The sequence below is a fragment of the Rhizobium sp. NLR22b genome (assembly GCF_019685295.1).
Lineage (GTDB): Bacteria > Pseudomonadota > Alphaproteobacteria > Rhizobiales > Rhizobiaceae > Rhizobium.
Map to the genome: position 1 here is coordinate 1 of NZ_JABDWM010000018.1, position 19867 is coordinate 19867.

At 61.5% G+C, this 19867-nt stretch carries 21 protein-coding genes and 2 pseudogenes; 11 read left to right on the forward strand and 12 right to left on the reverse strand.

Annotated features, from left to right (window positions below; translation table 11 throughout):
- Window positions 1–877: chaperonin GroEL (gene groEL, locus HJC00_RS25295; protein ID WP_221164760.1), on the reverse strand; the 877-nt coding region annotated here is incomplete at its 3' end.
- A gap of 150 nt (window positions 878–1027) precedes the next feature.
- Window positions 1028–1342, reverse strand: a complete 315-nt coding sequence (locus HJC00_RS25300) for a co-chaperone GroES (protein ID WP_210631787.1) — start codon at window positions 1340–1342, stop codon at window positions 1028–1030.
- A 351-nt stretch (window positions 1343–1693) separates the two neighbouring features.
- On the opposite strand from HJC00_RS25300, the gene HJC00_RS25305 reads away from it, so the two are divergent.
- The 6 genes from HJC00_RS25305 to HJC00_RS25330 all read left to right on the forward strand — a co-directional run bounded on the left by HJC00_RS25305 (window position 1694) and on the right by HJC00_RS25330 (window position 6426).
- Entirely contained in the window at window positions 1694–1984 is a 291-nt protein-coding gene (locus HJC00_RS25305; protein WP_210631788.1) for a hypothetical protein, read from the forward strand.
- 107 nt (window positions 1985–2091) lie between these two features.
- Window positions 2092–2448, forward strand: a complete 357-nt coding sequence (locus HJC00_RS25310; protein WP_210631789.1) for a hypothetical protein — start codon at window positions 2092–2094, stop codon at window positions 2446–2448.
- 69 nt (window positions 2449–2517) lie between these two features.
- Window positions 2518–2841 carry a DUF2934 domain-containing protein gene (locus HJC00_RS25315; protein WP_210631790.1) on the forward strand — a complete coding sequence of 108 codons (324 nt, stop codon included), beginning with the start codon at window positions 2518–2520 and terminating at the stop codon, window positions 2839–2841.
- A 5-nt stretch (window positions 2842–2846) separates the two neighbouring features.
- Window positions 2847–3266, forward strand: a complete 420-nt coding sequence (locus HJC00_RS25320) for an HD domain-containing protein (protein ID WP_210631791.1) — start codon at window positions 2847–2849, stop codon at window positions 3264–3266.
- A gap of 198 nt (window positions 3267–3464) precedes the next feature.
- Window positions 3465–5831, forward strand: a complete 2367-nt coding sequence (locus HJC00_RS25325; RefSeq protein ID WP_405048800.1) for a PAS-domain containing protein — start codon at window positions 3465–3467, stop codon at window positions 5829–5831.
- Between the two features lie 85 nt (window positions 5832–5916).
- The gene (locus HJC00_RS25330; protein ID WP_221164761.1) at window positions 5917–6426 is read left to right on the forward strand and encodes an HIT family protein; all 510 of its coding nucleotides are present in this window, start codon (window positions 5917–5919) and stop codon (window positions 6424–6426) included.
- Here HJC00_RS25330 and HJC00_RS25335 read toward each other — a convergent pair.
- The 3 genes and pseudogenes from HJC00_RS25335 to HJC00_RS25345 all read right to left on the reverse strand — a co-directional run.
- Window positions 6423–6845: a type II toxin-antitoxin system VapC family toxin gene (locus tag HJC00_RS25335; protein ID WP_221164762.1), complete on the reverse strand. Its 423-nt coding sequence runs from the start codon at window positions 6843–6845 to the stop codon at window positions 6423–6425. The genes HJC00_RS25330 and HJC00_RS25335 overlap by 4 nt on opposite strands.
- Window positions 6845–7087 carry a type II toxin-antitoxin system Phd/YefM family antitoxin gene (locus HJC00_RS25340; protein ID WP_210631794.1) on the reverse strand — a complete coding sequence of 81 codons (243 nt, stop codon included), beginning with the start codon at window positions 7085–7087 and terminating at the stop codon, window positions 6845–6847. Before HJC00_RS25340 ends, HJC00_RS25335 begins: the two co-directional genes overlap by 1 nt.
- A 163-nt stretch (window positions 7088–7250) precedes the next feature.
- Window positions 7251–7603: pseudogene (locus tag HJC00_RS25345) on the reverse strand (hypothetical protein); the annotation flags it as partial.
- Here HJC00_RS25345 and HJC00_RS25350 point away from each other — a divergent pair.
- Window positions 7603–7914: pseudogene (locus HJC00_RS25350) on the forward strand (carbohydrate-binding protein); the annotation flags it as partial. The pseudogenes HJC00_RS25345 and HJC00_RS25350 sit on opposite strands and share 1 nt — an antisense overlap.
- Here HJC00_RS25350 and HJC00_RS25355 read toward each other — a convergent pair.
- Window positions 7909–8919, reverse strand: coding sequence for a GlxA family transcriptional regulator (locus HJC00_RS25355; RefSeq protein WP_210631795.1), 1011 nt, complete (start codon window positions 8917–8919; stop codon window positions 7909–7911). The pseudogene HJC00_RS25350 and the gene HJC00_RS25355 overlap by 6 nt on opposite strands.
- On the reverse strand, window positions 8916–9494 hold the full coding sequence (locus HJC00_RS25360) for an isochorismatase family protein (protein WP_210631796.1): 579 nt from the start codon (window positions 9492–9494) through the stop codon (window positions 8916–8918). The genes HJC00_RS25355 and HJC00_RS25360 overlap by 4 nt, the downstream gene beginning before the upstream one ends.
- A 181-nt stretch (window positions 9495–9675) precedes the next feature.
- Between HJC00_RS25360 and HJC00_RS25365 the strand changes: the two genes are divergently transcribed.
- Window positions 9676–10344 carry a response regulator gene (locus tag HJC00_RS25365; RefSeq protein WP_221164763.1) on the forward strand — a complete coding sequence of 223 codons (669 nt, stop codon included), beginning with the start codon at window positions 9676–9678 and terminating at the stop codon, window positions 10342–10344.
- Window positions 10334–11734, forward strand: coding sequence for a sensor histidine kinase (locus tag HJC00_RS25370; RefSeq protein WP_210631798.1), 1401 nt, complete (start codon window positions 10334–10336; stop codon window positions 11732–11734). The genes HJC00_RS25365 and HJC00_RS25370 overlap by 11 nt, the downstream gene beginning before the upstream one ends.
- An 81-nt stretch (window positions 11735–11815) precedes the next feature.
- On the opposite strand, the gene HJC00_RS25375 is transcribed toward HJC00_RS25370, so the two are convergent.
- The 5 genes from HJC00_RS25375 to HJC00_RS25395 all read right to left on the reverse strand — a co-directional run bounded on the left by HJC00_RS25375 (window position 11816) and on the right by HJC00_RS25395 (window position 17039).
- The gene (locus tag HJC00_RS25375; protein WP_210631799.1) at window positions 11816–12697 is read right to left on the reverse strand and encodes an ABC transporter permease; all 882 of its coding nucleotides are present in this window, start codon (window positions 12695–12697) and stop codon (window positions 11816–11818) included.
- Between the two features lie 11 nt (window positions 12698–12708).
- Window positions 12709–13527, reverse strand: coding sequence for an ABC transporter ATP-binding protein (locus HJC00_RS25380; protein ID WP_221164764.1), 819 nt, complete (start codon window positions 13525–13527; stop codon window positions 12709–12711).
- Window positions 13528–13621: 94 nt separating this feature from the next.
- Window positions 13622–14635, reverse strand: coding sequence for an ABC transporter substrate-binding protein (locus HJC00_RS25385; RefSeq protein WP_210631801.1), 1014 nt, complete (start codon window positions 14633–14635; stop codon window positions 13622–13624).
- A 263-nt stretch (window positions 14636–14898) separates the two neighbouring features.
- Window positions 14899–15627: a FadR/GntR family transcriptional regulator gene (locus HJC00_RS25390; protein WP_210632199.1), complete on the reverse strand. Its 729-nt coding sequence runs from the start codon at window positions 15625–15627 to the stop codon at window positions 14899–14901.
- A gap of 404 nt (window positions 15628–16031) precedes the next feature.
- Entirely contained in the window at window positions 16032–17039 is a 1008-nt protein-coding gene (locus HJC00_RS25395; RefSeq protein ID WP_210631802.1) for a LacI family DNA-binding transcriptional regulator, read from the reverse strand.
- Window positions 17040–17247: 208 nt separating this feature from the next.
- Here HJC00_RS25395 and HJC00_RS25400 point away from each other — a divergent pair, with 208 nt between their 5' ends.
- Complete coding sequence (locus tag HJC00_RS25400) at window positions 17248–18567, forward strand: alpha-L-fucosidase (protein WP_221164765.1); 1320 nt, start codon at window positions 17248–17250, stop codon at window positions 18565–18567.
- A 47-nt stretch (window positions 18568–18614) separates the two neighbouring features.
- A complete protein-coding gene (locus HJC00_RS25405; protein WP_221164766.1) occupies window positions 18615–19835 on the forward strand; it encodes a sugar ABC transporter substrate-binding protein in 1221 nt (406 codons plus the stop codon).
- Window positions 19836–19867: the final 32 nt, after the last annotated feature.

Consider the following 19867-nt stretch of genomic DNA (forward strand, 5'->3'; position numbering starts at 1 on the left):
CGATGTCTTCAAGCATGGCCTTGCGGCGGTCGCCGAAGCCAGGCGCCTTGACGGCAGCGATCTTCAGGCCGCCGCGCAGCTTGTTGACGACCAAGGTCGCAAGGGCTTCTCCTTCGACGTCTTCAGCGATGATGAGGAGCGGCTTGCCGGACTGAACCACGGCTTCGAGGATCGGCAGCATCGCCTGCAGGTTCGAGAGCTTCTTCTCATGAATGAGAATATAGGGATCCTCGAATTCGACCCGCATCTTGTCGGCATTGGTGACGAAATAGGGGCTCAAATAGCCGCGGTCGAACTGCATGCCTTCGACGACCTCGAGTTCGGTTTCGGCGGTCTTGGCTTCTTCAACGGTGATGACGCCGTCATTGCCGACCTTTTGCACGGCCTCCGCCAGGAAGCGGCCGATTTCCGCATCGCCATTGGCGGAGATGGTGCCGACCTGGGCAATTTCGGCATTGTTGGATATCTTGCGGGCGTTGGCCTTCAGTTCTTCGACGATAGCGCTGACGGCGAGATCGATGCCGCGTTTCAGGTCCATCGGGTTCATGCCTGATGTCACGGCCTTGGCGCCCTCCTTGACGATCGCCTGGGCGAGCACCGTCGCAGTCGTGGTGCCGTCGCCGGCGATGTCGCTGGTCTTCGAAGCGACTTCGCGGACCATCTGGGCACCCATGTTTTCGAACTTGTCTTCGAGCTCGATTTCCTTGGCAACCGAAACGCCGTCCTTGGTGATGCGCGGCGCGCCGAACGACTTGTCGATCACGACGTTACGGCCTTTCGGACCCAGTGTCACCTTTACGGCGTTGGCCAGGATGTCGACACCGCGCAGCATTTTTTCGCGGGCTTCGACGCTGAATTTGACTTCTTTAGCAGCCATGTCCTCACTCCTTCATCGGCAGCTAGCGCATGTCGCCAAGTGTACAGCGGTTTTGCGAGAACGACATGCGAAGAAATTAAGATCCAAAGCGCGAGGGACGACCCTCAGAGATCGCAACGCGCTTTAGCGTTGACTTCCGACTTGATGGACTCAGGCGGCCTCTTTCCGCTCGCTCTGAGCTTCGATGATACCCATCACGTCGCTTTCCTTCATGATCAGCAGGTCTTCGCCATCGATCTTGATCTCCGTGCCGGACCACTTGCCGAACAGGATGCGATCGCCGACCTTGACGTCGAGTGCCTGGATTTGGCCGGCATCGTCGCGTGCGCCGGGACCGACGGCGATGACCTCGCCTTCCTGCGGCTTTTCCCTGGCGGTGTCGGGAATGATGATGCCGCCCTTGGTCTTTTCCTCGGAATCGACGCGGCGGACGAGAATGCGGTCATGAAGCGGTCGGAACGACATGTCTTCCTCCATAGACAAACAATGACGACGGTGTCGGTGCTGGCCGGACCGGATTGATGAGATCCGGACGGGTGCAAGTCGCGCGCATTGCGCGAATGATCTGGTTCGAGCGTTTTTCGATTTCAAGAGGAGCAGGAGAAAAATTAGCACTCTCTGCTGTCGACTGCTAGCAACTCTCCCGGGAACAGAAGCCCCCTTCCTGCGTTCGACATAATGAAGATAGTCGTCCCCTCGTCTCGAAGGCGAGTTCAAACTGCACAAGGCTTGAATCCGGATGTCGGCGTTCCTAGCTCTCTGGCGATCGAGGCTCGATGAGCTCGATCACCGTCCCACGTCTTAGGAGTGAGTGACATGGAAGAGAAGACCAATATAATCAAAGACCTCAGTATCGAGGAACGCGAGGAGATCTTCGTCGATATCGCTCGCACGCTGGAGGATACGGCGCGTGAGGCTCTTGTCGAAGGCAATACGCAATTTGCCGTGCTCTCCAACAACATGGCCGAAGCGATCCGCGTCAATGCCGACGAACTCGCCAGGGACGATCCCGAGAATGCCGAGCGCGTGTTGCTCCAGGCAACGGCGATGATCTCGCAGTTCGAGGCCGTGCACCCCTATCGCATGGTAAGCATGGCCGTTCACTGATTGCCGGCAGGACGGCTTGGCTTGGCCGCCCGCTCGAATCAATCGCCAGCATGCGGAACTCTCGCGGCTGGCGGAGGTTATTGGATCACAGCATCGAAAGGTGATCCATGACCACTTCCCCAACCAACATCTCACCCGAGAGTGGAACCGACGATGCGCGCTCCTTCGACACGCAGCAAGCTGAGGCCGATCGCCAGGCGGCATTGGAAGCCGCCCGCTGCAATGTGCGTTCGACGTTGGATCGCGAGAGCGGCACCGAGACCCCAAGCCTGAAACTGGCGAGGGAGTATCTCAGTCTCGGCGGGCGGCGCCGGTCCAAGATCGACGACAACATCACCACTGTTCGTCAATGGAATGAGGATCCCCCGGCGGCCGAACGCTTTTGGAAAGAGCGAGTGGAGACGCTTTCAAAGGATCAGCGCAAACAGGTGGAGGATTTTCTTCCGACCATCAACACGCCTTGAAGATGGCCGCCCGGCTCGTCGCCGCGCGCCAAATTGAGTAGCGAGGTCAGGTCGAAACTGGAGAAGATCATGGCCATAGATAAACACGAGCAGATACGCCGGCGCGCCTATGAAATCTGGGAAGCCGAAGGCCGCCCTGAAGGTTCGGACCTGCGTCACTGGATGCAAGCTTGCGACGAACTGGCTGGCGAAGACGAGCATGAGACGCTGCAAGACCTGCTTGATCAAGACGACAGAGATGATGCGGCCTTGCTGCAAGGAGCCGGGGAAAGCGGTGATCTCGATCCGCCGCGAGCCGACCTTGGTGTTGCCGGCTCCACGACGCCCGATATCGAGATAACAACCGGGGAGAACCCTTCCCGGCGAAAAATCAGAAGGACCGAAGGACCGTAACCGCCATGCAGCATCTCGACCATGCCATGCAAATCGCCTTAGAGGCGCATGAAGGGCAGGTGGACAAGACCGGGCGGCCATTCTTTGAGCATTGCCAGCGGGTCGCGCTTCTCGTGTCGGGAGACGAGGCGCGAACGGTTGCCTATCTTCACGACGTCGCCGAAAAAGGCAGTGGCTGGACGCTCGACAGGTTAAGGGAGGAAGGCTTCCCGCCGGCGATCATCTCTGCGGTGGATGCCTTGACGCGGCGGCCCGAGGAGCCTGACGACGAATTCGTCAGACGCGCCGCATCGAATTCGCTGGCCCTGCCAGTCAAACAGGCGGACCTTGAAGACAATCTCCGACAGGCCGAACAAGCCGGCAAGAAAACCGAAAAATACCAGCGCGGTCTGGATCTCCTGCACGACATCCGGAACGAACGCTAGGTCTGTTCGGGCGGTGCCGGCGAAAGTCCCGAAGAATGTCTGCCGTGCGTCCTCTTGCATCACCGGATATTTTCCGCCTCGCTCGCAACCATTCTTCAACCATAGAAAGCGGAGCACCCTGGGGCCGACCTGAGGTGAGGGTCGTGTTAACCGGTACGACCTATAGTCGCGTCCATGTGGATGAACGAGGGAACGGTCGTGTCCGGCGAACTGCACACAATCTTGGCAATGGATGGCACGTTGGCAGGCCTGCAGGGTGTCGGCGACACCCTCGAGCGACATGGTATCGTGCTGCGCGTTCACCTCGACCGAGCTGAGTTTCACGAATGCGCCGCCAAACGACCGCTGCCGGCGCTCATTCTGCTGGACGCCCTGTCGCCGGAGGGAGGTGGGCTCGAAGACTGCCGGCGTTTCAAATCAAAGCCTATAACGTGTGATATTCCAGTCATCATTCTGGTCTCGCCGGAGGACGAGGAGAGCCGGATCGGAGGGCTTGCCGCCGGTGCGGTGGATTGCGTTTCCAACCTTGTCTCCGCCGCGGAGCTCGTCGCCCGCATTAAGCGACATATCGAGCTCGGCGCAGTCCACGCGCGCCTGCAGCGGCGCAACGAGCAACTCGATACGGCACTTGCCAGCATGGGACAAGGCGTCTGCCTGTTCGACGAGGCCGGCCGGCTGCTGCTTTCAAACAACCGTTATGCCGAAGTCTACGGACTTGATCCCTCCGTCATCCATCCGGGACAGTCACTCAAGGACATCCTCAACCTGAGACAGGGGGTCGGCGCCGTTCCCGCCACCTCGACCTCGGAATATCTCGCCTGGGCCGAAGCGACCAATAGGGGCGATACGCCTCGGGATTGGATCAAGGAACTCAAGTCGGGCCAGATCATCCGCGGCTATCATCAGCGCACGTCGGACGGCGGATGGGTATCGACCCACGAGGATATCACGCAGGCCTGGCAGGCTGAAAAGGCCCTTGCGAAGGCGCATGTCCAGGCAGAACGCGCCGAGCAGGAGGCGCGGGCAGCGCATTCACGTCTTCTGGCGGCTTTCGAAGTCGTCCCGGAAGGTCTCGTCCTATTCGACGAGGAAGACCGCTTCGTCCTCTGGAACCAGAGATATGAGCAGCTTTACGCCGAAAGCGGCGATATGCTCGTAAAAGGCATGCGCTTCGAAGACCGCCTGCGTGCAGGCCTCGAGCGCGGCCAATATCCGGAAGCGGTCGGACGCGAAGAGGAATGGCTGGCGGAAAGGCTGGCCCATCATGCAAAGCCCACCAGCAAACACGAGCAACGCCTACCCGGAAACCGCTGGATACGGATCGAAGAACGCCAGATCTCCGAAGGCGGCAGCGTCGGCATACGTGTCGACATTACCGATCTCAAGATGCAGGAGGCGTCGTTCAGGCTGCTGTTCGAAGGCAACCCGATGCCGATGTGGGTTTACGATCATGAAACGTTGAGATTTCTCCACGTAAACCAAGCCGCCATCGATCACTATGGCTATCGTCTGGAGCAATTCCTGACGATGCGACTATCCGACATCGAGGCGCAGGAATCCAATCCGCCGCAGGCCGTCGTTTTCGATGTCGAGGATCCTGCGTCGTCCCGCTCTTGCCGCCATCTCAAGGGAGATGGCGCGGCCATCGAGGTCACCGTCTATTCCACCTGCTTGAACTACAAGGGCCAGGCGGCATCGCTGATGGCTGTCGTCGACGTCACCGAGGCCAAGCGCGCCGAAAAGGCATTGCTGCAGCACCGTGACACGCTTGAAGAGATGGTGCGCTCCCGCACGGTCGAACTGGCGCGGCAGACAGAAGAGCTCGAACGGATGCTCGAACAGGAAAAGCAGATCAACGAATTGCAGCGGCAGTTCGTCTCGATGGCGTCGCATGAATTCCGCACCCCGCTTGCGGTGATCGACGGCGCGGCGCAACGGCTCATTCGGCGCAAAGAGGCAGCGACGCCGGAGTTTCTTTGCGAAAAAGCCGATCAGATCCGCAGCTCGGTTTCGCGCATGCTCGAACTGATGGAAAGTATTCTTGCTGCCGGGCGGCTGGACCATGGCAGGATCACCATCGTGCACAAGCCGTGCTCGATCGCGGAAATCATCGAAATCTGCCGCGCCCGCCAGGAGAGCATCCGGCGCACCCACCGTTTTCTGCTTGACCTCGATCGGCTTCCTCCGACCATCTATGGGGATCATCCTGCGCTCGACCAGGTCTTCAGCAATCTCTTCTCGAACGCCGTGAAATACGCACCGGATTCGCCGAACGTCCACGTCACCGGATGGCAGGAAGGGGACAGCGTTTGCATCACTGTCCGCGACGAAGGCATCGGCATCGACGCCGATGACCTCCCGAAGATGTTCCAGCGTTATTTCCGTGCCAGAAGTTCCACGGGCATTGCCGGCACTGGCATCGGCCTTAATCTCGTCAAGCAGATCATCGAGCTTCACGGCGGATCGATAGAAGTGACAAGCAGCCGCGGGGACGGCACGACGTTTACGCTTCGGATTCCGATCGGCGCGGAGGTGCCAGATCAGTTGCGTGTCGCTGCCGGATAGGCAGACGGCATCTTCTCCGAGCGGCGGCGGCCTTCGCTGTTGGTCGCATTGTTTAGCGCTCGCCGCTGGGAGATGGAGGTTCAGAATGATCGATCGCCAACCCTTCGATCTCAAGACCTATGTGCGCGACATTGCGACGCGGCCATGCTTTATCTGCGGCTTGATCGAGAATGATCCGGCTTGTTTTCATCATCGTATTTTCGAAGACGATGAGACGATTATCTTCCTGAGCAAATATCAGACACTGCCCGGTTATTGCCTTGTCTGCCCGAGAGAACATCGGGAGGATTTGGCGCAAGACATGTCGACCGATGAGTATCTTCGACTGCAGGAGAAGGTGCACCTTTTGTCTCGTGCGCTGATAAGCGTCTTCGATGCTGAACGAATTTACGTGCTTTCGCTCGGCAGCCGGCAGGCCAATAGTCACTTGCATTTTCATGTCGTTCCTTTGCCTGCAGGTCTACCTCTTGAGAAGCAGCAATACCATGCGTTGATGGCGGAACATGGCGTTCTGCAGATGCCCGAAAATGAAATGGCGGAGCTGGCGCGGCGGATCGCTGAAGCATATCACGCAGAGGGGACTAATCGTTGTTAGACTTCACGTCGTTCGAGTGGCCCGAGGATGGTGATGCCTTCGTTGCGCGCCGCGTCCGCCATCTTTCGATCGGCTGTGGCCAGAGGCAGGCCATCCGCTTTCGCAAGGGCAACATAACTCGCGTCATATGCCGTGAGTGCATAGCGGTTTGCCAGATGAAGTATCAATCCGTCTCCTCCTGATCCGGCGTCCTCCAAGGACAGGCCCCGCAATTGCGTCATCAGCAGCACCGCTTCGCCGGATCGAAGCCGTCCACGTCGCTCCGCCATCAGAAACAGATTACGGGTTTCGAACCAGAACAAGGTCGGTACTAATCCAACCGTCGTGTTGAGATCGAACATAAGCCGGTCGGCAGCATCGTGCTGCTCATCAGGGAGAAACCACGCTGCGGCGATCGAGGCGTCAAGGACAAAGGTCATCAGTAACGTCGGCCTTCGTCACGCCACTCGCGGATTTCTTCCTGCGTCGTGAATTGACGGCTGGCACGTTGAGCTTTGATCTCGGCGATCAGTGCAGCGATATCGTTTTCGCGGCGAATGCGCGAAAGCCGAGCAACCGGCTTGTTGCCGCGGGAGATGATAACCTCTTCGCCGGCCTCGACCTTGGCGAGTAGTTCTGACAGATGGGTCTTTGCTTCAGCGACTTTGACTGTGACCGCCATGACGGCCTCCCCTGCTGTTGCGTTTATTGTCGAGCGGGGCCACAGCGGCCTGCCGATATCTTGAGCGATGATAGGCTTCGAATTGCAACTTGGTCAACCGCAAACCAACCTGCCTCGACAGCCTCAGGCCCGGAGTGCGAGACGGCGGAGGCAGGCTTTGAAGCTACTGCGGCAGAGCGAATGCCGGCACCCGAACGCTCTTCTCGCGGAAGTGCCGCTCCACTTCATCAAGATCCGGGCAGGCCGGCGAATTCTCCAGCGCCAGCACCCAATTCTCCTGAACCGGCAGAGCCAGTGCCGCGGTGACCAGCACGGTAGTTCCTGGGTCGATTTCGCCGTGCAACTGCGGCAGCAGGGTCTTGGCGTGGATGAGGTTGGTGTTGGGTATAGGGCTCATCGCATGGCCGGCTCTCGGCGAGTCGAGAGATCGACGATAGCGCTGATATCGGTCTGGCCGTACCAGACGGCACGGCCCTCTGCCTGTTCGGATCGGTCGGCGTTGAAATTGGCGCGCTCGGCCGGTGCGGATCGATGAGATCGTCTTCTACCTCCGGGCGGATTTCCCGCATGATTCCTGGTGGGAAAAGGCAAGCGTCACCTTCTCGAACGGCAGGAGCTTTTCATTCCCGCTGGTGAAATCGGGTGCTGCGCAGCGCTTTGCGATAGAGCCGTGCATCATCGAATGGATGGAACTGCACGGCCTTGTAAAGGCTGAGGACAGTTCGCCCTTCCCGGCGCTGACGCAGATCGAAATCTGGGGGACGGAGGTGGCTGCCGTCGTCGCTGTCGAAGACGAGGCCGGGCACCGCCTTCCTCTTACGCTATGAGCCGAGGGCCGGCTTGGGCCGCGCCGCGCTCGGCGGGCTGTCATGCAGTCTGTTCCAGGCGCGACGCAGCTGCCGGGCCGAGCCGAAGCCGGCGCGCATCGCCACGGCCTCCATATCCAGCCGTGAACCGGCGAGCATCTCGCGGGCGAGCGCCACGCGCATACGGTTGACGAAATCCGTGACGCTCATGCCGGTATATTCGTTGAACAGCCGCGAGAGGTTTCGCGGGCTGGCGCCGCTGAGGCGCGCGAGCGAGGCGACCGACCAGTCGCGGGAGGGATCGGCAGCGACTGCGTCCTGGGCGCGATGGATGGCCGGATGGATATGGTTGCGGCCTTCGAGCCAGGGCGAAAGCTGCGGATCCGAGCCGCCGCGCCTGAGATAGACGACGAGATAGCGCGCCACCGCAAGCGCGCAGGCATGTCCCGCCGCCTCGGCAACAATGTGCAGCATGAGGTCTATACCGGCGGTGATGCCGGCGCTCGTCAGGCGCTCTCCATCCTCGACATAGAGCCGGTTGTCCCGGATGCGCGCGGTGGGCGCAAGCCTCGCCAGGTCCTCCATGCAGCCGTGATGGGTGGTGCATTCGCGGCCGTCAAGCATTCCGGCCTCGGCGGCGAGCAAGGCGCCCGAGCAGATCGAGGCCAGCCGAACCCCTGGACGAATGGCCCGCTTCAGCCAGGCGACGATCGCGGCCTGGGCGGCGCGCTCCTCTTCGTCCCACGGACGGTTGTTCTCCATCGGCGCGTCGGCGCTGCCGGCGATGACGACAAGCGCCTGGTCGGGCAATCGCTCCGGCAAGGCGGCGACGCCGGTCACGGCAAGGCCGATCGAGCTGCCGACCGTTGCCGAGGGGCCAATATAGGTGACGCTGAAACGCACCGCCGTCTGTTCGAGGTTCGCCTTGCGCAGCACTTCGATCGGGCCAGCGACATCGAGCAGCAGCACGCGCGGCGGCACGACGACGTAGACGGGAATATCGAAGGGCTGCGCGGTACCAGTCATGCCGCGAGTTGCTCTTCGCGCCCCGCCAGCGCCTGTTCGACCGTGGCGATCCGGGCGAAGCGGCCCGACAGCACCAGTTCCGTGCGGCCCCGGATTTCCCCGGCGCTCCAGGTGCGCCCCGCCGCGTCGGTCATCGGGAAGGTCAGAGTCGCTTCGCCGACATAGTCGACCTGATAGCCGAGATCCGAGGCGTGGCGCGTCGTGGTCTCGCAGCACTGTTCGGTGCGGATGCCGGAGACGATGATGCGACGAACACCATTCTTGGTGAGCCACACGTCGAGCCCGGAACCGACGAGCGCACTATGGCGGCTCTTCCTGAAGGTTGCTTCGGGAGCGATCCTGAGCGGGGCGAGCGTTTTGACGAAGCCGGAGCTTTCCGAAAACGGCCCGCTTCCATCGACATGAAAGATCTGGATGGCAGGTATTCCGTGGGCTGCGGCGCCGTCGATCAGAGACTGCTGGCGTTCGATATAGGCGGGTGCGAGGGCTCCATCCCAATAATCGCGCTGCCGAAAAGACTCCTGGGCGTCTATGACGAGAAGAATGGTTTCATGGCCGGACATTTTCTGCTCCATGGCGGTTAATCATGAAGCCATATTCGACGACATGAAGACAGAGGAAAATGCACGCGCCGGACAAATAGCGGACAATTCGCGCCAATGCGGCCGAGGGCGGCCTCGTGCCGGGAACGGCGGGCGAGACACAACGCCATAGGCACGCTTCCGCCAGCCCCTCTGCCCGTGCTAAGGGGGACGGATGAGACTGCTTGTGGTGGAGGACAACAAGGAACTGGCGGCCTGGCTGGGCAAAGCCCTGCGGCAGGCGCAGTACACTATCGATATTGCCTATGACGGCGAGGACGCCGAGCATCTGCTCAAGGTGGCGGAATATTCAGCGATGATCCTCGATCTTGCGCTGCCCAAGCTTGACGGACTGACGCTTTTGAAGCGGCTGAGGCAATCGGGAAGCAAGCTGCCGGTCATCATCCTGACCGCAAATGCGAGCCTGGACGGCCGTGTGGCAGGGCTCGACAGCGGCGCCGACGATTATCTCGCCAAGCCTTTCGAAATCGCCGAACTCGAGGCGAGAATCCGCGCGGTCGTCCGCCGCGGCCAGCACCGGGCGTCCTCGGAGATCACCGTCGGAAACCTGCGCTTTTCCGGCGGCACGCGGCAGTTTTTCGTCGCAGACGAACCGCTGCAACTGACGCCGCGGGAATATGCCGTTCTCGAACAGCTCGTCATGAAGCTCGGCACCACGGTCTCGAAAGCCGCCCTGTCGGAAAGCGTCTTCGGTTTCCATGATGAGGCCGATCCCAGCGCCATCGAAATTTACGTCCACAGGCTGCGCAAGAAGCTCGAAAACAGTTCGGTTCAGATCGCGACGCTGCGCGGGCTCGGCTATCTCCTCAGACATGTCCAATAGCGCCGTGACAAAGGCCGGCGGAACGATCGCGCGGCTCAGCCAGAGCCTGAGGGTGCAATTGCTCTGCTGGGTGCTGCTGACGCTCTTCGGCGCGATCGCCTTCAATCTCTACGACAGTTTCTGGTCGGCCGACGCGACGGCAAAGCTGGTGACGGATCGAACGCTTCTCGCCTCCGCCCGCGTCATCGCCGAGGCGGTACGCGTCGATGAGGGCGGCAATGTTCAGGTGGATGTGCCGCCGGCCGCGCTCGAGATGTTCGATACCGGCTTTGGCGACCGTGTATCCTATCAGGTCATCACCGCCTGGGGCAATCTGGTGAGCGGCTTTCCCGACCTGCCGCGGCCAGCCGTCCAGCGGGCGGGCGATGATCGCGCCTTCCACGGCGCCGATGTGCGTGTCATCATGCTCGACCATCCCGTCGTCGGTCTTCCCGATGACGGCACGATCTCGGTGACCGTCGCCGTGACCCACAACAGCCAGTACGCGATGCGACAGCAATTGTGGCTTTCGGATTTTTCGAAGCAGTTCGTGCTTGTCTTCGTCGCAAGCCTGGTGACCATCCTCGGGCTTCAGCGCGGCCTCGCGCCGGCGCTCAGGTTGCGGGACGCCGTGCGGCGGCGCGGACGCAACCGCCTCGATCCGCTGCCGCCGGAGATGGTCCAGAGCGAATTACGCCCGCTCGTCCATGCGCTCAACGATTACATGGAGCGCGTCCAGAACCAGATGGCCGCGCAGCGGCGGTTCGTATCGAATGCGGCGCATCAGTTGAGGACGCCGCTCGCGCTGATTTCGACGCAGGCGAGCGTGGCATCCCGGGAGGATGATGCGGCCCGCCGCGACGAGGCGCTTGCAGCGCTGCGCACCAGCACACGGCAGATTTCGCGCCTCGCCAGCCAGCTTCTCACCTTGTCGCGAGCCGAGCCCGGCAGCCGGCGCCCCCGCAGCGACGCGACCGATCTCAGCAAGGCTGCCCGCGAGATCCTGGAGGCCTATGCCGAAGAGGCACTCAAGCGCAACATCGATCTCGGCCTGGAGGCGGACCGCTCCGCCATCGTGGCGGGTGACGGGACGATGCTGCGCGAAATGCTGGTCAATCTCATCGACAATGCGATCCGCTATAGCAAAGCCGATGGGCGAGTGACCGTCGCCGTCGGGAAGGAGAACGGCCACGCCGTCGTCACCGTCTGGGATAATGGGCCGGGGATTCCCGAAGGGGAGCGCGAGCAGGTTTTTGAACGGTTCTATCGGATCATGGGAACCGAAAGCGAAGGGAGCGGTCTCGGGCTTGCGATCGTTCGGGAGGTCGTCGAAGGCGCCGGAGGTTCGGTTTCGCTGAGCGATGCGGAGGGCGGCGGTCTCGTCGTGACCGTGCGGCTTCCGCTCGCTTGAACCGGCGATGCTCCGAATTGACAAAGGCCGGGCATGGAGCCCGGCCTTCGCTTCGATCTGCCTTGGGAGGAGGCGGATTTATTACTGCGTGTCGAGGTGCTGCTGCGGACGCCATTTTGCCAGGCGGTTCTCGATCAGCGTCATGATGTATTCGGCAAAAAGCGTGACGACCATGACGAGGAGGATGGCCGCGAACATGCCGGCTGCATCGAACGTGCCCTTTGCAATCGAGATCAACTGACCGATGCCGAAACGGGCGCCGACGAATTCGCCGACGATCGCGCCGATGATCGCGAAGCCGAAGGAGACGTGCAGGCTGGCGAAGATCCAGCTCATCGCTGAGGGAATGACCACCGTGCGCGTCACTTGCCAGTCGGAAGCGCCGAGGATGCGGGCATTGGCAATCATGTTGCGGTCGGCTTCGCGCACGCCCTGGAAGGCGTTGGCGAAGACGACGAAGAACACCATGATGAAGGCGAGCGCCACCTTGGACGGCAGGCCGAGACCCATGATCATGATGAAGATCGGGGCGAGCACCACGCGGGGGATCGAGTTGATTGCCTTGATGTAGACGGAGAAAATGTCCGACAGGAAGCGGTTGCGACCGAGGCCGATGCCGACGAAGACGCCGGTGATCGAGCCCGCAAAGAAACCGATCAGTGCCTCTTCCATCGTCACCCACAGATTATACCAGAGCGATCCTTCGGTGGTGCCTTCGGTCGCCCATTCGTAAAGCCGCTCAACGACGCCGCTCGGGCTGGAATAGAAGAATGGGTCGATCCAGTTCATGTTGGAGGAAAGCTCCCACATGCCGATCACGAAGACCAGGATGGCGATCTGCCAGAAGCGCACCAGGGTGTTGCGCCGGCGTATCGCCTTCAGCGCGGAGGCTTCGATCTCGGCATCCGACGTGCCCGGGCGAAACAGAGTGGCCGAACCGGCCTCGAATGTGACGTGTGCCATGATATCCTCCGTCAGGCCGCTTCGCTTGCGCGGCGGTAGCTGGTCTCGACCTCTTCGCGCAGGTCTTCCCAGATCGTCTTGCAGTAGTCGATGAAGCTCTGCTCGTAGCGGATTTCCGATACGACGCGGGGGCGGGGAAGGTCGATCGGATAGACCGATTTCACCGTGGCCGGGCCGGCGGTCAGCACATAGACCTTGTCGGCAAGCGCCACGGCCTCTTCGAGATCGTGGGTGACGAACACCACAGACGCCTTGCGCTCGGCCCAGAGCTTCAGCAACTCTTCGTGCATGACCGTGCGGGTCTGCACGTCGAGCGCCGAGAAGGGCTCGTCCATCAGCAGGATTTCAGGTTCGTTGATGAAGGTCTGCGCCAGCGAGACACGCTTGCGCATGCCGCCGGAAAGCTGATGGGGATAATGGTTCAGAAACTTCGACAGGCCGACGCGGGCCAGCCAGTCGCGGGCGCTCTGTTCCGCCTCGGCGCGCGACTTGCCGCGAAACAGCGGGCCGGCCATGACATTGTCGATCACGTTCTTCCACGGGAAGAGCGCGTCGGTCTGGAACGCAAAACCGACACGCGGGTCGATGCCGGTGATCGGCCCGCCCATCAGGCGGACTTCGCCGGCACTCGGGCGTGCGAGGCCCGTCACGAGGTTGAGTGTCGTCGACTTGCCGCAGCCGGTGGGGCCGACGACGGCGACGAACTCGCCGCGGGCGACCGTCATGTTGAAATCGCGCAGCGCAGTGAGCGACTTGCCGGTCGGAGAGACGAAGCGCCGGCTGACATTGATCAACTCGATCGCCGGGGTCTGATTGTTGTCCTGTTGCATGGTGATACCTGAGGCGTGCTTAGGGGCGCGCACGCGATGCCCGTGATCGAACGGACGCCGCTTCCGCTCGGGAGCTGGAAGCGGCGCGGCGGCCTCACTTGACGTTCTTGACGAACTCGGTCGTGTAGGTCTTGGCAAGGTCGATCTGCTTGCCCTTGACGTTCTTGGAGAACTCCGAGAGCACGGCAAGCACGGTCTGCGGACCGTCTTCCGGCATCACGCCGTCAGGCGTGAACATGCCCTTGCCCTCGTCGAGAGCCTTGACGTAGCCGTCCTTGTCGCCGACGTAGAAATCCTTCGGCATCTTGTCGGCGATCTCGGCGGCGGAATGCGTATTGATGTACTTCAGCGTTTTGACGAAGGCGCTGGCAAGTTTCTGTGCCTCGTCCTTATGTTCCTCGACCCACGAAGTTTCCATGTAGAGCGAGGCAGCCGGGTAGGTTCCGCCGAGTGCCTTGCGGGTCGCTTCGACCGTGCGCATGTCGACGAGAACGCTCGCTTCGCCTGTCTTGATCAGGCGCGAGATCGTCGGCTCCGTCGTCATGCCGGCCTGGATCTGATCCTGCTGCATGGCGGCGATGAAGGTGCCGCCGGCGCCGACCGGAATGGTGACGACGTCGCCGGGCTTCAGGCCCGCCTTGGAGGCCATGAAGAGGGTGAGGAAGTTGGTGGAGGAGCCGAGACCGGTGACGCCGAGGCTCTTGCCCTTGAAGTCGGCGGGCGACTTGATGTCGGGGTGCTTGCTCGAAACCATCTCGACCTCGCCAGGCGCCTGGCTGAACTGAACGATGGATTCGACGAACTTGCCCTTGGCCTGCAGGTCCACACAGTGGTCGTAGAAGCCGACGACACCCTGCACGGCGCCTGCCAGAAGCTGGTTTTCGGCATCGACGCCAGCCGCTTCGTTCAGCAGCTCGACGTCGAGACCTTCGTCCTTGAAGTAGCCCAGGGATTCAGCGAGCTTGGCCGGCAAATAGATCTGCTTTTCATAGCCGCCGACCATGATGGTGATCTTGTCGGCCGCGTGGGCGGCGCCTGACGTGAACGAGGCTGCGGCGAGAAGCGCGGAAAAAGCGACGGTGTGAAAAAGGCTGCGTGAAGAACGCATTGATATCTCCTCCTGATGGTTTACCCGCATCGTCGTCTCGTCACCTTGACCCGTGTCTCCTCCACGATGCTGCCCTTTCCTAAGACGTCGAAGCTTTCAACTAGCTTTCAGCCGCAGACAGGTTAACAGCCCGTCCATCCATCACGCCGATATGAGCTGCGCACGTCCCTTACCATAACGCGGCTGCGCAATCGGCCATTTGCTCGCGGCAGCCGGGATAGCGGTTGGTCTGGTGATGTCTGCTGCAGCGCTCTGCGTTAGCCTCAGCTCGTAAAACTTCGCAGATCCTTCAGCAGGTTGCGATACCTGGCCTGGCTGCCGACCAGATGCTCACGCATGGCGTTGCGGGCCGCCTGATCGTCCCTGTCGGAGATCGCCACGATGATCGCTTCATGTTCCCGGTGAATGAGCTTGCGGTAGGCGGTCTGTTCGGCCGCCCTTGTTTCCGGAACGACCCTCGATTGCGGGATGATCGCCGAGCCTTGAGACTCCAGGAAGTGCTTGAACAGCGGATTGTTCGTCGCCTCGGCGATCGCGACATGGAGTTCCAGATCCGCCTCGCGGATGGACTGATCGGTCTCGATGCAGTGGAGGATTTTCCGATGGCATTCGAAGATCGCTTCCTCCTGCGCCGGCGAGCGGCGCAGCGCGGCGAGCCCCGCCGCCTCGATTTCGACAGGTGTGCGGATCTCCAGCACTTCCAGATCGGAGGCGACGCGGGCCTTGTCGACTTTCCGGCCCGACAGCGCCGCGTCGGGGCTGATCACGAAGATGCCCGCGCCCTGGCGCACCTCGACCAGCCCGTCGGAGCGAAGGGCTGCCACGGCTTCGCGCACCACGGTCCGGCTGACGCTGTGCGTCTCGGTCAGTTCATGCTCGCTCGGAAGCTTGTCGCCGGCGGCGTACTGGCCGCTGAGGATCGCTTGCCGCAGGCTTTCGCCAACCTGTGAGACCAGAGACCCCGAGCCCCTGCTGCGATCCTTCCCCTGCATAGCCACGCCTCGATCCCCGCATCGGCTTTGATCCCGCCGGCCAGGGCCGCGACACCCCGAAATTACGATTCATCACACATGTATGACAAATCTTGTGATCTTTCAATGGACGCACAATTGTGGGTGCTTGCCGATTTTGGCGGTAGGGTGCCCCGTTGCATATGATCTGAGTTATTCGCTATGATTGCGATGGTCGATAAGAGAGCTGCGATGGGAACCAGAATCCCGGCTGAACAGGTTCCGCTTCCGCCTGTGCAGGAAAGCGCCGCAGTTTGACTCTTGAAGCACTGGTTGATGTGGACGAGGGCAAGACTGTCGATCACGGGTTGATGCAAGCATGGGCTGATAGCCTCGATGATGATCGGCCTCTTCCCTGGCCTCGCAAGGAAGTTTAGGCCAGCGCCTTATAGCCGCTTTGTCGACTCCCCACGCACGAATCTCGGCGTCAGGATGAAATCCTGCGGCGGCTCGGCGGCGGCCTCGGGGCTTGCGATCCTGGCCAACAGGCGCTGTGCAGCCAGTTCCCCGAGCTTCTGCGCATCCTGCACGACCATGGTGATGCGCGGCGTGATGACGTTGCTCCAGGGCACGTCGTCGACCATTGCCAGCGATACGTCGTCGGGACAGCGAAAGCCCATCTCCTGCATCACTTGCAAGGTTGCCAGCCCCATCATGTTGTTGGCGCCGATGATCGCGGTCGGGCGATCGCGGCGGGTGAGCAGGCGCATCGCCTGCGTGTGGCCGCCGCTCCTGGTATAGCCGCCCTCGACCACCAGTGAAGGATCGACGTCGACGCCGGCGCCCGCCATCGTATCCATGAAGCCCTTCAGGCGTTCGTCGGCGGTGTGCAGGCCGCTCGGGCCGGAGATGAAGGCAATGCGCCGGTGGCCGAGCTGCAGCAGGTGCTCGGTCAGGATCGTCGTCGTCAGCGGATTGTCGGAGCCGACGAAATCGCGTTCGGCGCCCTCCACCTTCTGGTCGAACATGACGATCGGCGTCTTGAACTCGCGCAGGAAGCTTGCGTATTCCTCGCCGCGCCCGTTTGCCGCCAAAGCGATGCCGGCGATCTTCTGCGCCTGCAGCCGCTCCAAGAGCGCCCGTTCGAGATCGGCCCTGCCGGAGGAGTCGGCGATCAGCACGAAATAGCCGTGGTCGAGCGCCTGGTGCTCGATCTCGCGGCGGATGTCGCCGAAGAACATGTTGCCGAGATTGGCCGACACGAAGCCGATCAGCGAACTGCGCCCGCGCGCCAGCGTCTGGGCCACCGGATCGATGCGGTAGCCGGTCGATTGTATCGCCTGCCGGATGCGGTCGAGCGTCTCGGCGCCGACCCGCTTCGGGCTGTTGAGCGCGAGCGAGACGGTCGAGATCGAAACCCCCGCCAGGCGCGCGACATCTCGTATGGTCGTCATGGTTATCGAACCGGTTCTAAAGCTTTCTTTTGTCAGATTTTATCCGCCGTTGCAACAGAACCTGGCGAAATGACTACTTCTGAGCCGGCTCTTTTCGGAGTTTGCAAATTGTGAATTTCGGCTTGACATGCGCTGGATCCAGGACGATGTTCAGTCACCGAACCGGTTCGACATGAGGTGGGGCCGGAAAACAGGGAGGAGAAAACCTGTGACGAGTTCGGAGCGCCAGCCTGAAAATTCGGTGTCGGGAGCGGGTAAGCACGCCTGGTTCAGCCATGATCGTCTTGGCATGTTCATCCATTGGGGTCTCTATGCCCTCGGAGCGCGGCATGAGTGGCTGAAGAACCGAGAAGAGCTGACTGACCACCATTACCAGCGCTATTTCGATAATTTCGATCCCGATCTTTACGATCCGAAGGAATGGGCGCGCCGCGCGCGTCTTGCCGGCATGAAATATGTCGTGGTTACGACCAAGCATCATGAGGGCTTCTGCCTCTGGGACAGCAAGGTGACCGACTACAAGGCGCCGAACACGCCTTGCGGCAGGGACCTGCTGACGCCGCTGGTCGAGGCCTTCCGCGCCGAGGGACTGAAGATCGGCTTCTATTATTCGCTGCTCGACTGGCACCATCCCGATTTCCCGATCGACGTCCACCACCCCTTGCGCAATCATCCGGAAGTCGAGGCGCTGAATGCCGGCCGCAACATCGTCAATTACGCCGCCTATATGCGCGAACAGGTGCGCGAGCTTCTGACCGGCTTCGGCCGCATCGACATCATCTGGTTCGATTTCAGCTATCCCCGCCGTGAATATCGCGGCCTGCCCGGCAAGGGGCGCGCAGACTGGGAGAGCGAACGGCTGCTGGAGCTGGTGCGCGAGCTGCAACCCGAAATTATCGTCAACAACCGCCTCGATCTGCCGCCGGGCAAGCTGCCCGACATCACGACGCCGGAGCAATATACGCCGCGCGTGGCGCCGGCTCTTGCGAGCCAGGGCGTGCTCTGGGAAGCCTGCCACACCTTCAGCGGTTCCTGGGGCTATCATCGCGACGAGGACAGCTGGAAGAGCCCGGAACAGATCATCCAGCTGCTCATCGATTCCGTCGCGCTCGGCGGCAACCTGCTGATGAATGTCGGCCCGACCGGCCGCGGCACGTTCGATGCGCGCGCCATCGACGCGCTCGAAGTCTACCAGAACTGGATGTCGGTCAATGCCCGATCCATCTACGGAGCCGGTCCGGCCCAATTTCCGGTGCCGGCCGGCTGCCGCTACACCCAGCGCGGCAACCGCCTCTACCTGCATGTCTACAACTGGCCTTACCGCCACATCCATATCGAAGGTCTCGCCGACAGGATCGCATATGCGCAATTCCTGCACGACGCCAGCGAGGTGCGCTGGCTCAGCCACACCAGGGATGTGGATTCCAATATCGGCGTGATGGTGCCGGAAGGCATGATCACGCTCGAACTGCCGGTGCGGCGACCCGACGTTACCGTCCCGGTGATCGAGATCGTCCTCAAGGCGTAGTCGATCGCACTTGCGTGTTCATTGCGTCATGGAGGGAGGAGAAACCCATGAAGGTTCTGCAGAAGACGCTTATGCTTGCCGCAATTAGCGGCAGCCTCTTTGCCACAGCCGCCTCGGCCGAGCAGATCAACCTGACCTGGCAGATGTGGACCGGCTCCGATGCCGATACCAAAGGCTGGCAGCACCTGGCCGACATGGTGAACGCCAAATATCCCGATATCAAGGTGACGCTGACGACGACGGGCTGGGTCGATTACTGGACGCGGCTGCCGGTGCTGGCGGCGTCGGGCCAGCTTGCCGACATCGTTTCGATGCAGTCGCTGCGCATGCCGAATTTCTATTCGCTGCTCGAGCCGCTGAACGACCGGATCGCGGCAGCCAAGTTCGACGTCGGCGCCTTCACGCCCTCGATCATCGGCGGCATGTCTGTCGACAAGCAGCTCTACGGCCTGCCCTATGACGTCGGTCCGTGGGTCATCTACTATAACCAGGACGCGCTCGAAGCCGCCGGCATTCCGCTGCCGAAACCGGGCTGGACGCTCGCCGAATTTACCGATACCGCCAAGAAGCTGACGAAAGACGGAAAGTACGGCTTCGGCATCACCCCGCAGAACTATTCGGTCCTGGCCTCGGCCTGGGGCGATAGATACGTCAACGATGCCGGTGAGCTCGACCTCACCAATCGGAGCGCCATTGCCGCTGCCGAGAGGGTGATCGGCTTTGCCGCCAAGGACAAGGTCGCGCCGCTGGTGCCGTCGAGTGCCGATGCGGGCACGGTCATCCAGGGCCGCTTCTATTCTGGCAATGTCGCCATGTATATCGACGGTCCGTGGTCAATCATCGGCATGAAGGACAAGGTCAAGTTCAAGGTTGGTTCCACCACCCTGCCGCGCGCAGACGGAGAGCTTACGGCCGTCACTGCGGGCTCCGGTTTTGGCATTGCCAGGACGAGCAAGAACAAGGACGCGGCCTGGAAGGCGATCCAGGTGCTGACCAGCCCTGAGGCGCTGCAGTACCTCGCCGAACAGGGCCGGGCGCTGCCGGCGCGTACGGCCTCGCAATCCTCCTGGTACAAGGTGGCGGCCAAGGACATCACCAATGGCGGCGAGGCGCTCGATTATTCGCTGGCGCATTCGGTGCCCTATGCGATCACGAACAACTGGGCGGCCGTGGAAAATCTCTTCAACCAGTATTTCCCGCCCGCCTTCGGCGGTAGCGCCGACGCCAAGCAGACGATGGAGTCCATCCAGAGCCTCGCGCAGCAATAGAGCGTGCCGTGCTAGAGCGCGGCGGCGGGAGC